This window comes from Microbacterium sp. SORGH_AS_0969 (assembly GCF_030818255.1).
Taxonomy (GTDB): Bacteria; Actinomycetota; Actinomycetes; order Actinomycetales; family Microbacteriaceae; genus Microbacterium.
This window is the reverse complement of sequence record NZ_JAUTAG010000001.1, coordinates 2,710,230-2,722,282: the sequence shown is the minus strand read 5'-3', so window position 1 is coordinate 2,722,282 and position 12,053 is coordinate 2,710,230. Positions and strand designations below refer to the sequence as shown.

Genomic DNA, 12,053 nt, shown 5'->3' with positions numbered 1-12,053 from the left:
GGAGCACGCGCGAGTCAGAATGGAGGACGGATGCCGCAAAGCCGCGGCACCCGGAAAGCGCCACCCACAAGGTGGCCGACGACAAGGATCGCGATGACCCACGCCCTGCCCCTGCCCGATTTCTCCCACGAGCGCGTGGAGGTGGTGACGGGAAGCCGCAGCGGCCTCTTCATCGCCGTCGCCCTGCACTCATCGGTGCTGGGCTCCGCTCTCGGCGGTGCCCGCCTGTGGACCTATCCCACCTGGAGCGACGCTCTCGGCGACGCTCTCCGCCTCTCGGCGGCGATGACGCTCAAGAACGCCTCCGCGGGCCTCGATGCCGGGGGCGGGAAGTCGGTGATCGGTCTGCCGCCGGGCACGGTGCTCGACCCCGACCGACGCCGCGCCGCGTTCCTCGATCTCGGTGACGCCGTCGAAAGCCTCGGCGGCCTGTACCGCACCGCCGAAGACGTCGGCTCGACCACCGACGACATGCTCGTGGTGAGCGAGCGGACCTCCCACGTCGTGGGCCTGCCCGAGGCGGGCGGCGGTTCCGGTGAGCCCGCCGGGCCGACGAGCCTCGGCGTGTACGCCTCGCTCATCGCCACCCTCGAGCGGAGTGCGGGCGTCCGCGACGTCGCCGGGCGCCGCATCACTGTGGCCGGACTCGGCCAGGTCGGCAGCCGACTCGCCGCCCGACTTGCCTCCGAGGGCGCCGTGCTCACGGTCACCGACGTGAATCCCGCCAAGCGCGCGCTCGCCGCTGAGCTCGGGGCAGCGTGGGTCGAGCCGCACGAGGCGCACCTGGTCGCCGCGGACGTCTTCGTCCCCGCCGGGATCGGCGGCGTGCTGACCGACGAGGTCATCGACGCGCTGGACGCCCGCGCGGTCTGCGGACCCGCCAACAACCCGCTCGCGGACCGATCCGGGGCCGACCGGCTGGCGCAGCGCGGCATCCTGTACGCGCCCGACTTCGTCGTGAACGCCGGCGGGGTCATCTACCTCGACCTCGAGGCCAAGCAGCGCGGAACCCGCGACGAGATCATGGCGCGCGTGGCGGGTATCGGCGACACGCTTCGCCGGATCTTCGATGAAGCCGAGTCGCGCGGGGTCACGCCGCTTGCGGCCGCCGAGGGCGTCGCCGCGGAGCGCCTGCGCGAAGGCGCCCGTTCGGACGCTCTGGTCTGAACACGAAGAATCCGGATGCCGCGCTCTCGCGGCATCCGGATTCTTTTCGGTCAGTGTGCGGCGTCGTACGCCGAGAGAACAGCGGAGGAAATGCGACCGCGCGGATTGATCGAGTGCCCGTTCTTCTCCGCCCAGGCACGCACATCCGCGAGGTCTCGAGAAGAAGGAACACGGCCGCGCGACGCGCGATGTGCGGCATGGTTCGATGAGCCGATCGAGCGCGCCGCCGTCGTGAACGGTTCGAATGCCTCCCGCAGCTTCGCGGCATTCTTTTCGGAGAGATCGATCTCGTAGGCGCGACCCTCGAGAGAGAATGTGATCGTCGATCCGCTTTCGAGGACGGAACCGTCGAGATCGTCGATCAACTGCGTGATGTGCTTCTTGGCCATGCCGCGATCATAAGACCGGCGATATGGCGTCACGGGGCGAAAGAATGGTAATTCACCCCTCGACTAACCCGCCGATCGGAACACCGTTCCTCACCCCTCAGAGCGAGAAGCACCGCCCTCAATCGCACCGATCCGGCGATCCTCATCGTGCGTGAGTTCGTTCGAGAGGAATTCGGGGTCGGTGGGCAGGTGAAGCGCGAATCGCGCATACGCGGATACCCGCAGAACCGCCTCACGGACGGAGATCTCCAGAACGTGGCCGCCGAGCGCACGGTCCTCGCTGAGGAAATGCAGGTGAAGACCCGCGACGGTGATGCCCTGATAGAGGCCCGGCATCCAGAACCCCACGACCGTTCCGCGCACGTCGTGGGATACCGTCTCGATCTGCTCCGCGGTGACCTCGGCGAGACGTCGGAACGGCGGTTGTTCGCGCGGCGTGAGGCGCGTGCGAACCCGCGCCACGACGCCGTCCAGGCGGATCGCGTGGAACAGGTTCCGACTGACGAGGACGCCGTCGATCTCCGCCGCCAGAGCCGGTCCGTCGAGGTCGCGGACGGTGCGGGAGAGCGGTTCCCCGAAAGAGCACATGTCGAGGAACGGCATGGTCTCGTCGTCACTCATTCGACGGGGAGGCCCGTCCGTGGTGCACGCGAAGAATTCACCATCGAGCACGATGACTTCGCCGCCGAATCGCTCACAGCATCCGATGCCGGTATCACCGAGGGCGCGCGCGTCGTCCACGGTGATACCGGTGGAATACAACCCACCCAGAAGGGCGTCGAGAGCGGCGAATTGCGTGACGACACCCGGGTCGATCACTGCTGCGGGGCGAATGTCCCCCGCCACGATCAGGACTGAGCGGCCGAATACGCTTCGAGCACCGCGGCGGGAACGCGACCGCGATCGCTCACCGTGTGCCCGTTCGCCCGCGCCCACTCGCGCACCGCGCCGAGATCCAGGTCGTTGTCGCGGCGTGCGGCACGAGGGCGACGCGACGTGGTCGTCGTCCGCGACACCGAGCGCGCGGCATCGACGAAAGGAGCGATGGCGTTGTAGAACTTATCCGCATTGCGGTTCGACAAGTCGATTTCGTAGGCACGGCCTTCAACGGAGAAGGTGATCTGCTTTCCTTCTCCCTCTTCGAGGACGGAGCCGTCGAGATCGTCAACAAGGTGAGTGATGTGCTTGATTGCCATGATGCATAAAACGCTACACCTTTTACGCAATTGACAGCGACATTCGAGAATGTGATACACCCTCTCGCGCGCGTTCAGGGGGCGATAGGCACGAGCGACGAGAAGCGCTATCCTCCCCCGTGGCGTCCGCACGGAGAGCGCCCGTTAGGAGAGTTGCGCGTGAGCCTATTCCGCACGAAGTCGGTCGAGCAGTCGATCGCCGACACCGACGCGCCGGAGTTCCGGCTGAAGAAGTCCCTCAGCGCCGTCGACTTGACCGTCTTCGGCGTCGGCGTGGTCATCGGCGCCGGTATCTTCACCCTCACCGGGCGCGCGGCCCACGACGTCGCCGGTCCCGCCGTCGTGATCAGCTTCGTCATCGCGGCGATCGCCTGCGGCCTCGCGGCGATGTGCTACGCCGAGTTCGCGTCCACGGTGCCCGTCTCGGGCTCGGCCTACACGTTCTCGTACGCCTCGCTGGGCGAGCTCTTCGCCTGGATCATCGGGTGGGACCTCATCCTCGAGATGTTCCTCGGCGCGAGCGTCGTCGCGCAGGGGTGGAGCGCCTACCTCTCGGCTTTCCTGCAGCAGCTCGGCGTCGCCCTGCCCGCGGCCATCAGCTCGGGAGGCGTCGTCGACATCCCGGCCATTCTCCTGGTGCTCGTCTTGGGTGGCCTGATGACGATCGGCATCAAGGAATCGCTACGGGTGAATCTCGTCCTCGTCGCGGTGAAGTTGTTCATCGTGCTGTTCGTCATCATCGCGGGCATCATGTTCATCGCCCCGGCGAACTACGACCCGTTCATCCCGGCATCCGTCCCCACCGAGTCGACCTCGGGCCTGACGCAGCCTCTGCTGCAATTCCTCTCCGGATTGCAACCGGCGACGTTCGGCGTCGGCGGCATCCTCGCGGGTGCGGCGCTGGTCTTCTTCGCCTACATCGGCTTCGACGTGGTCGCGACGACCGCCGAAGAGACGAAGAAGCCGCAGCGCGACCTGCCGATCGGCATCATCGCCTCGCTCGTCATCTGCACGATCCTGTACTGCGCGGTCGCCATCGTCGTGACGGGAATGGTCCCCTACGACCAGCTCAACCCGAAGGCCGCGCTGGCCGAGGCCTTCGCCTTCCACGGCCAGACCTGGATGGCCACCGTCATCGCGGCGGGCGCCGTCGCGGGCCTCACCACCGTTGTGCTCACGCTGCTCATCGGCGCCACGCGCATCATCTTCGCCATGTCGCGCGACCGACTGCTGCCGGGCGCTCTGGCGAAGGTCCACCCCCGCTTCCGCACCCCGTGGGTCATCTCGATCATCGTCACCGCGGTGGTGGCGATCGTGGCCGGCCTCACGCCGGTCGGCATCCTCGAAGAGATGGTCAACATCGGCACCCTCTCGGCCTTCGTGCTCGTCTCGATCGGCGTGGTGGTGCTGCGCCGGACGCGGCCCGATCTCAAGCGCGGATTCCGCGTCCCCCTGAGCCCGGTGCTTCCGATCCTGTCGGCGGCGATCTGCACCTACCTGATGCTCAACCTGTCGGTCGAGACGTGGTTGCGCTTCCTCATCTGGCGTGGCGATCGGGTTCGCGATCTACTTCGCGTACTCGCGCCGGCACGCGCGCGTCGGCATGCAGGACGTGACGCCTCAGGTCATCGCGCGGCCGAAGGACTGATCGATTCCGGATGCCAGGGCCCCGGCGGATGCGACTCCGCCGGAGCCCTGGCATCCGTCGGTGTCTGCGGGCCCCATCACGAAGAGCTATCCGCGATACGTGCGCGATATGTCCTTCCCCCTAGGGTGAGAAGCGTCTGTCACCGACGATCACCACTCCGGGGGGTTTCATGGGGATCGCACGCACGTGGGTCTTTCCGATTCTGCGTCTGCTTCTGGTCGCGCTCGTCGCGGCCGCTCTGATCAAACTGGCGTTCTTCCCTGACCGACCAGCGGACACCTTTCCGGCGGAACCCACGGGCGCGATCGTCGAGCCGCGCGTCGCGGCCACCCTGGGGACCATCACGAACGATGTCGTCGTCGCCGCAACCGTGGCCGCCGACCCGGCCGTGCCGGTGAAGTCCACCGCCGGCGGCGTGGTGAACAAGATCTTCATCACCCAGGGGTCGGGTGTGAACCAGGGCGACGTGATCTTCAACGTCAAAGTCACGATCGAACGAGATCCGGCCGACAGCGTGGATGCCGAGGGCAAGCCCAAGCCCGCGATTTTCCGTTACGAAGACGTCACCGCCCCGGCAGGCGGCACGCTCAGCTCGCTCGCCGTCATCGAGGGCCAGGAGGTCACCGTCGGGATGGCGGCGGGGAACGTCGCGCCCCCGAGCTTCTCGGTGACGGGCACGCTCGAAGCGGCGCAGCAGTACCGCCTCCTCAACCGTCCGACCGAGGCATCCGTCGCCATCACCGGCGGACCCGCACCCTTCACGTGCACGAACCTGCGCCTGGTCACGCCTCTCGCGGGAAGCTCCGGTGACGGGGAGTCGACGGGCGGTAGCGGCACTTCCTCCTCGGCGGGCGGCTCCGGCACGACCGTGACGTGCGCCGTCCCGAGCGAGGTCACCGTGTTCGCGGGCCTCGCCGCCGAGATGACCATCGCCGGCGGCAAGGCCGAGAACGTGCTCGTCGTCCCGACCACCGCCGTCCGGGGCGCCGCCCAGAGCGGCACGGTCTGGGTGTCGACGGCCGACGGCGCGACCGAGGAGCGCCCCGTCGCCCTCGGCCTGACGGACGGGACCCAGGTCGAGATCACGCAGGGATTGACCGAGGGCGAAGAGGTGCTCGAGTTCGCTCCCGGGGCGATGGCGGGATCGGGTGCGGGAGACAACTGCACCACGTACCCCGACGGCACGATGTTCTGCGAGTCGGTACCGGCGTCGTGAGCCTCCTCCGACTCGAAGACGTCACCCGCACGGTCATCCCCCCGGATCAACCCGCCCTCACGATCCTCTCCGGGGTGAACCTCACCATCGAGCCGGGCGACCACGTGTCGATCGTCGGCCGTTCCGGCTCGGGGAAGTCCACTCTGCTGAACCTGCTCGGTCTGCTCGACCTTCCGACCAGCGGCGTGATCAGCTTCGACGACCGCCCGGTGAAGAGCTACTCGAGCGCCCGACGCGATCGACTGCGCGGCGCGTCGATCGGCTTCGTCTTCCAGCAGTTCAACCTCCTCGCGGGACGCACGGCACTCGAGAACGTCACGATGCCGTTGCTCTACTCGTCGGGACGGACGTTCTGGCAGCGCAAACGGATCGCGGCCGAGATGCTCGAGCTGGTCGGTCTCGGGCACCGGCTGAACAGCATGCCCGACCGCCTGTCCGGCGGAGAGCAGCAGCGCGTCGCGATCGCCCGTTCCCTCGTACGCGGGCCGCGCCTGATCCTCGCCGACGAGCCCACGGGTGCCCTCGACCTCGACACCGGCCAGAGCGTCATGGAGCTGATCGACGACGTCGCCGAGCGCACCGGCGCGGCGCAGGTCGTCATCACGCACGACCCGATGATCGCTCGGCGCGCGCGCCGGCACTTCCGCCTGGATCGCGGCATCCTGACGCCCGTCGATGATCCCGCCTTCGAGCCGCTCACGCGCCGCGAGATCCGCGAGATGGCGCCGGTCGAGCCGAGCGGTGAGGCGGCGGAGGACGACGCCGACATGCTCGACCTGTTCGCCGATGATCGGAAGGACGTCTGATGCGCGGGCTCACCGGCTTCGTCGGCGCTCTGCTCGAGGCCTGGCAGGAGGTACGCGTGCACCGCACGCGCGTGCTCCTTTCGCTCATCGGCGTCGCCGTGGCCGTGTGCTCGCTGACCACGGTGGTCGCCCTCGGCGCGATCGTGCAGCAGGCGAACCAGGAGCTCAGCGAACGTCAGGGCGGCAGGCCCGCCACCCTCTACGTCTCGGCGTTCCGTCTGGACGGGGCGATCGACCCGGCGGACATGGATGCCGCGTGGAGCAAGGTCCTCGAGCGCTATGAGATCTCCTACGCGTCGCGTGTGCAGAACACCGTCCAGATGGTCCCGTTCGCGACGGGCGCGGTCCAGGTCGGAACGCAGGCCGTCGACCAGCCTTTCGGAGAGATGCACCGCGTCCAACTCACCGAGGGCTCGTGGTTCTCGCCGACCGACGAGCAACAGCTCGCGCCGCGGATCATCGTGAACGAGGTCTTCTGGGACCGCATGGGCCGGCCACCGCTCGAAAGCCACCCCGTGGTGGCCCTCGGCGGCGACGGCGTCCCGGGCGCGGCATCCGGAATCCCCGCCGGAGGCACGCTCGCGGTGGTCGTCGGAGTGACTCCCGCCAGCACGTGGGAGACCGAGCCGACGATGATCATGCTCGCGCGGCACGCGGAGGCGATGCAGAAGGCCGCCACCGGTGAACGCGGGTCGGCCGCCGCGGCCGCGGACCCGTACGGCGGCGGCGGAGCACCGCAGAGCCAGTACGAGATGTGGGTGCCGCCCGAGCTCGCGGATGCCCTCACGGCGGCCGTCACGCGCGACCTGCAGGCGGCCCTCGGCGACGGCACCGAGGTGAACGTGTCGCGGCAGGACTGGGCGCAATACGGCAACGACCCGTTCCTGGTGACGAAGCTCGTGGTGATCGGGATCGCGGTGCTCGTCCTCCTGCTCGGCGCGCTGGGCCTGGTCAACATCGCCCTGGTCACGGTCAAGCAGCGGGTGCGCGAGATCGGTATCCGACGCAGCTTCGGAGCGACGGCGGGTCGGGTCTTCTTCGCCGTGATGATGGAGAGCGTGGTCGCCACGGTCGTCGCGGGCGCCCTCGGCGTGGTGGCGGCGATCCTGATCGTGCAGTCACCGGCGATGCGCGACCTCGTCGGTCAGGGCATGGTCAGTGACTTCCCGCCCTTCCCCGTGGATGCCGCGATCGTCGGTCTCGTCGCGGCCACCGCGGTGGGGGCGTTGGCGGGCCTGCTGCCGGCCCTCGTCGCGGTGCGGGTCAAGGTGATCGACGCGATCCGCTACTGACGTCCGCGCCGGAGCCTCGCGGCGCGGCGGAGCGCCCGATAGGTTCGGAACGTGACCGACTCCTCGAGCGCCGTGCCGCCGCCCTCCGCCCTGCCCGACGGGGTCGCTCCCCCGACGCCCACCGATTCGCTCCCCGCGATGGACATCACGGGCCTCGTGAAGCGGTTCGGCGAGAAGGTCGCCGTCGCCGGTCTCGACCTCCGCGTCCCCGCGGGGTCGTTCTACGGCCTGGTCGGTCCGAACGGCGCCGGGAAGACGACGACGCTGTCGATGGCGACGGGACTGCTGCGCCCCGACGCCGGAACGGTTCACATCCACGGCGTCGACGTGTGGGCGCAGCCGGTCGAAGCCAAGAAGCTGATCGGCAACCTCGCCGACGGGGTGCGGCTCTTCGACCGCCTCACCGGCGAACAGCTCGTGACCTACACGGGCATGATGTTCGGCCTCACGCGCGACGAGGTCGCCACGCGCACGGCCGACCTCCTGCGCATCATGGACCTGACCGAGGCCGCCGGTACTCCCGTCGTCGACTACTCCGCGGGCATGACCAAGAAGGTGGCCCTCGCCTGCGCTCTCGTGCACGCACCGCGCCTGCTGGTGCTCGACGAGCCCTTCGAGTCGGTGGACCCCGTGTCGGCCGCCAACATCGAGGACATCCTCCGCGGCTACACCGCCTCGGGAGGCACGGTCATCGTCTCGAGTCACTCGATGGACCTCGTGCAGCGCATGTGCGACCACGTCGCCGTCATCGCTCAGGGCCGGCTGCTGGCATCCGGAACCGTCGACGAGGTGCGCGCCGGGAAGACGCTTCAGGACCGGTTCGTCGAGCTCGTCGGCGGCCGCCACCACGCGGAGGGGCCGCAGTGGTTGCGACAGTCCTGAAGATCCGTTTCCGCGTCCTCGGCAACACCCTCGCGCGCAGCCCGATGCAGTTGGTCGGGTTCATCTTCGGCGTGCTCGGCGCGCTCTGGATGCTGCTGTTCGCGGCGGTCGGGTTGTTCTTCGTCGGCACGCTCGACTTCGACACGGCCCGAGCGGCCGTCACGGGAGCGGGGGCCGTGCTGATCCTCGGGTGGGTCGTCGGTCCGATCTTCGCGACCGGCGTCGACACGACGCTGGATCCCGCGAAGCTCGCCCCCTTCCCGATGACCACCACGCAGATGATGATCGCGATCACCGCGGGCGGGCTCACCGGCGTCGGTGGCCTCGCGACCGTCGTCGCGAGTCTGCTCACCTTCCTCGTGTGGGTGCATGAGCCGGTCGCCGCGATCGCCGCGATCGTGTGCGTCCCGATCGGCGTGCTGATCTGCGTCGTCGCCTCGCGCGCCGTGACGGCGCTGGCATCCGGAATCGGCGGCGGACGGCGCACCAAGGAGCTGATCGGCCTCGTCGCTTTCGCGCTGGTGATCTTCGCGAGCCCGATCCTCATCGGCATCCTGAACGCGGTGCAGTCCGCCACCGCGCAGGGCCTGCAGCTGCAGTCCCTCGTGGGCGCGATCTCCTGGACGCCGATCGGCGCCGCCTGGGCCGTGCCGGGAGACCTCGCGACCGGCTCGTGGCTGACCGCGATCCTGAAGTTCGTGATCGCCGTCGCGACTCTGGCCGTGCTGTGGGTGCTGTGGTTCCGCAACCTGTCGGCGTCCGTCATCGCCCCGCCCGCGCGGTCGACGACGAAGCGCAAGACCGGCTCGCTCGGCTGGTTCGGCATCATGCCGTCGAACCCGGTCGGCGCGACCTGGGCCCGCTCGCTCACGTCCTGGACCCGCGATCTGCGCTACATCCGGCAGCTGCTGCTCATCCCGTTCGCGCCGATCCTCGTGCTCATCTACTCGCAGTGGGACGTCAGCGGACCGTTCTTCGCCCTCTCGGGCCTGCTGGTCGGGTTCTTCGCGGGGGTGCTCCCCTACTCCGACATCTCGTACGACGGCACGGCTTTCGCGACCGTCATGCAGACCGGGATCCGCGGCCGCGCGGATCGACTCGGGCGCACGCTGGGCACCGCAAGCGTCGCTGTTCCGCTCGTCGTCGCCGCCGACATCGTCACTCTCGCGATCTCGGGGCGGTGGGATCTCCTGCCGCCGGTGCTCGGCGCCTCGCTCGGCTTGACGCTCATCGGCTTCGGCATCAGCGCGGTGAGCTCGGCGTTCCTCGTCGTCCCGACCCCTGCGCCCGGTGATTCGCCGTTCAAGCGGGTGCCGGGCTCGTCGTTCTCGATGTTCCTGACGTTCTTCCTGTGCTGGGCCCTCGTCGCGGTCATCGGGCTGCCGACGGTGATCCCCGCCATGATCGCCACGTTCGCCGGGTCGAGTCTCGCGGGGTGGATCGGGTTCGTCGTCGGGCCGGTGCTCGGCGTCGCGGTGCTGGCGGCCGGCGTCGTGCTCGGCGGCAAGCGCTTCGATGTCAACGCGCCGGGCCTGCTCGCGCAGTTGCGGTCGTTCCAGGGGGCGTAGAGGGGCGGATGCCGTTCGCCCGGCGCCGGGTCGGGGCCGGGCGATCTCAGTGCCGACGTCAGGCCGACGAGGGGCCGGCTCCGCGAAGGGCCTGATCGACGACGCGCTCGCAGTAGCTCTCGGCGGCGAGCGGGTCGTCGAACGGAGACGGCGCGAAGCCCATCAGGGTTCCCACCAGCGCCGAACCCGTGATCGCCTGCAGCAGCACGTCGGCGTCGCATCGATCCGACAGTTCGCCTCGCTCAATGGCCGCCTGCACCAGGCCGCGATTGCCGACGTGGATGACCGTACGCAGTCGTTCGAAGTACTGGTCGAAGACGGCGGGCTGCGAGGCGCGTTCAGCGCTCACGCGCAGGACGAAACTGCCCTGGTCGGAAAACATGAGTCGCAGCACCGAGAGAGCGATCTCGCGAAGGTGACCGCGGATGTCCGTCCCGTCCGTCTGGGCGGGCTCGAGCACGTGCGAACGCAGAGCTTCGTCCAGCAGCTCGTCCGCCGAGGACCATCGGCGGTAGATCGCGGGTTTACCGACGCCTGACTCGCGGGCGACGGCGTCGAACGTGAGACCCGCTCGACCCGATGCGGCATAGACGCGCTGCGCCGCCATCAACACCCTCGCGTTGATCTCGGGGTCACGAGGGCGGCCGGTTCGCTGTCGAGTCTCCGCCACGCGGTCCACGATACCGACGGCGATCCCGGGGACGGGCCGACCGTTGCATGGACGAGGGGATGGGTCTAACGTCACTTACGTACGATATCCGTACGTAAGTGACGAAGGAGTCCCAGATGACCACCACCCTCCCGCCGGCAGGCTCAGCGAACGCACCGTTCGTCCTCACCGAGGAGCTTCTGTGGGGCGACATCGCGAGATGGCGACGGTTCGGCGACGTCGTGCCGGCGGCCCACTCTCTCGCGCTCGACGGATCCGTGGACTATGGGCTGTTCGGCCCGGGGTCGGTCACGTGGAAGGTGGTTCTGCATCCCGCGATCATCGTGTTCGAGAGTCCCGCCCAAGCCGTCCTGCAGTTCCTCTACAAGCCCATCACCGCGGGGATCCGAGACGCGGACCCCATCTCCCGGCGCGCGCGCTCCGGCAAGTTCACCTGGTTCGACTTCTTCGAGCGGTTCCAGCGCAATTCGGGGATGCACGCACCGATGTGGCTGGGCGACACCGAGACCGCGACGCGGATGGCGACCCACCTGCACCGTATCCACGGCCACGTGCAGGGTCCGGTGATCGATCCCGACGACGCGTCGCTCGGCGGGTATGCCGCAGCCGAACCCCGCGACGCCATGTGGGCCGCGATCACGGAGATGCACGCGATGCTCCTCGCGTACGAAAGTCTCGCCTGGCACGGAGACGAACCGCCGCGCCCGCTCTCACCGGAAGAGCGTGACCAGTACGTCGCCGAGATGGCGCCGTACCTCCGGCTCGTGGGCGCCGAGGAGTCGGAGATCCCGCACAGCATGGCCGACCTCGACGCGCTCTACGAGAAGTACTCGCCCTACTTCGGCCACCGCGAGAGCGTTTTCCGTGATCTCGAAACGGGCGTCGACATGATGCTGCAGTACCGTCAGGTGGCGGAAACGAACTGGCATCCGAGCCACGCACTCGCCACGGACGTCCTCGCCGAGACCTACAACGACTGGCACGACGTCATGCCGGCCATCCTCCCCGAGAAACTGCAGCTGGCGGCCGGCCGGACGCGCGAGCAGGTCGACGCCTCCGGCGACGCGATCCGCGCGCGTGAAGGCGACATCCGCGCCATCCAGAGCCCGGACAGCGAGGCCCGCATCATGAAGCTGCTCTGGGGCCCGGACGGTGTGGATCTGATCACCAGCGCGCGTCGCCTGGAAGAGGAGTTCCGCGCGAAGGCGTGACCATCGTG

General features: G+C 68.7%; 11 protein-coding genes and 1 pseudogene. 8 read left to right on the top strand and 4 right to left on the bottom strand.

What is annotated here, in order from left to right:
• Positions 1-93 precede the first annotated feature (93 nt).
• On the top strand, positions 94-1,167 hold the full coding sequence (locus QE388_RS12760) for a Glu/Leu/Phe/Val dehydrogenase family protein (protein WP_307385677.1): 1,074 nt from the start codon (positions 94-96) through the stop codon (positions 1,165-1,167).
• Positions 1,168-1,217: 50 nt separating this feature from the next.
• Here QE388_RS12760 and QE388_RS12755 read toward each other — a convergent pair whose 3' ends face one another.
• The 3 genes from QE388_RS12755 to QE388_RS12745 form a co-directional block, all read right to left on the bottom strand.
• Entirely contained in the window at positions 1,218-1,556 is a 339-nt protein-coding gene (locus QE388_RS12755; protein WP_058613441.1) for an Lsr2 family protein, read from the bottom strand.
• Positions 1,557-1,646: 90 nt separating this feature from the next.
• The gene (gene budA / locus QE388_RS12750) at positions 1,647-2,402 is read right to left on the bottom strand and encodes an acetolactate decarboxylase (RefSeq protein ID WP_307385676.1); all 756 of its coding nucleotides are present in this window, start codon (positions 2,400-2,402) and stop codon (positions 1,647-1,649) included.
• Positions 2,403-2,404: 2 nt separating this feature from the next.
• The gene (locus tag QE388_RS12745; protein ID WP_058627514.1) at positions 2,405-2,752 is read right to left on the bottom strand and encodes an Lsr2 family protein; all 348 of its coding nucleotides are present in this window, start codon (positions 2,750-2,752) and stop codon (positions 2,405-2,407) included.
• Positions 2,753-2,911: 159 nt separating this feature from the next.
• Here QE388_RS12745 and QE388_RS12740 point away from each other — a divergent pair.
• The 6 genes and pseudogenes from QE388_RS12740 to QE388_RS12715 all read left to right on the top strand — a co-directional run bounded on the left by QE388_RS12740 (position 2,912) and on the right by QE388_RS12715 (position 10,164).
• Positions 2,912-4,400 (top strand): annotated as a pseudogene (locus QE388_RS12740) (amino acid permease).
• A 169-nt stretch (positions 4,401-4,569) separates the two neighbouring features.
• A complete protein-coding gene (locus tag QE388_RS12735) occupies positions 4,570-5,616 on the top strand; it encodes an efflux RND transporter periplasmic adaptor subunit (protein WP_307385675.1) in 1,047 nt (348 codons plus the stop codon).
• Positions 5,613-6,422: an ABC transporter ATP-binding protein gene (locus QE388_RS12730; protein WP_307385674.1), complete on the top strand. Its 810-nt coding sequence runs from the start codon at positions 5,613-5,615 to the stop codon at positions 6,420-6,422. The genes QE388_RS12735 and QE388_RS12730 overlap by 4 nt, the downstream gene beginning before the upstream one ends.
• Entirely contained in the window at positions 6,422-7,714 is a 1,293-nt protein-coding gene (locus QE388_RS12725; protein WP_307385673.1) for an ABC transporter permease, read from the top strand. Before QE388_RS12730 ends, QE388_RS12725 begins: the two co-directional genes overlap by 1 nt.
• 138 nt (positions 7,715-7,852) lie before the next feature.
• Positions 7,853-8,596, top strand: coding sequence for an ABC transporter ATP-binding protein (locus QE388_RS12720; protein WP_058614160.1), 744 nt, complete (start codon positions 7,853-7,855; stop codon positions 8,594-8,596).
• On the top strand, positions 8,578-10,164 hold the full coding sequence (locus QE388_RS12715) for a hypothetical protein (protein ID WP_307385672.1): 1,587 nt from the start codon (positions 8,578-8,580) through the stop codon (positions 10,162-10,164). Before QE388_RS12720 ends, QE388_RS12715 begins: the two co-directional genes overlap by 19 nt.
• A 58-nt stretch (positions 10,165-10,222) precedes the next feature.
• Here the strand turns inward: QE388_RS12715 and QE388_RS12710 are convergent, their stop codons facing one another.
• The gene (locus QE388_RS12710) at positions 10,223-10,834 is read right to left on the bottom strand and encodes a TetR/AcrR family transcriptional regulator (RefSeq protein WP_307385671.1); all 612 of its coding nucleotides are present in this window, start codon (positions 10,832-10,834) and stop codon (positions 10,223-10,225) included.
• Between the two features lie 116 nt (positions 10,835-10,950).
• On the opposite strand from QE388_RS12710, the gene QE388_RS12705 reads away from it, so the two are divergent.
• On the top strand, positions 10,951-12,045 hold the full coding sequence (locus QE388_RS12705; RefSeq protein WP_307385670.1) for an oxygenase MpaB family protein: 1,095 nt from the start codon (positions 10,951-10,953) through the stop codon (positions 12,043-12,045).
• Positions 12,046-12,053: the final 8 nt, after the last annotated feature.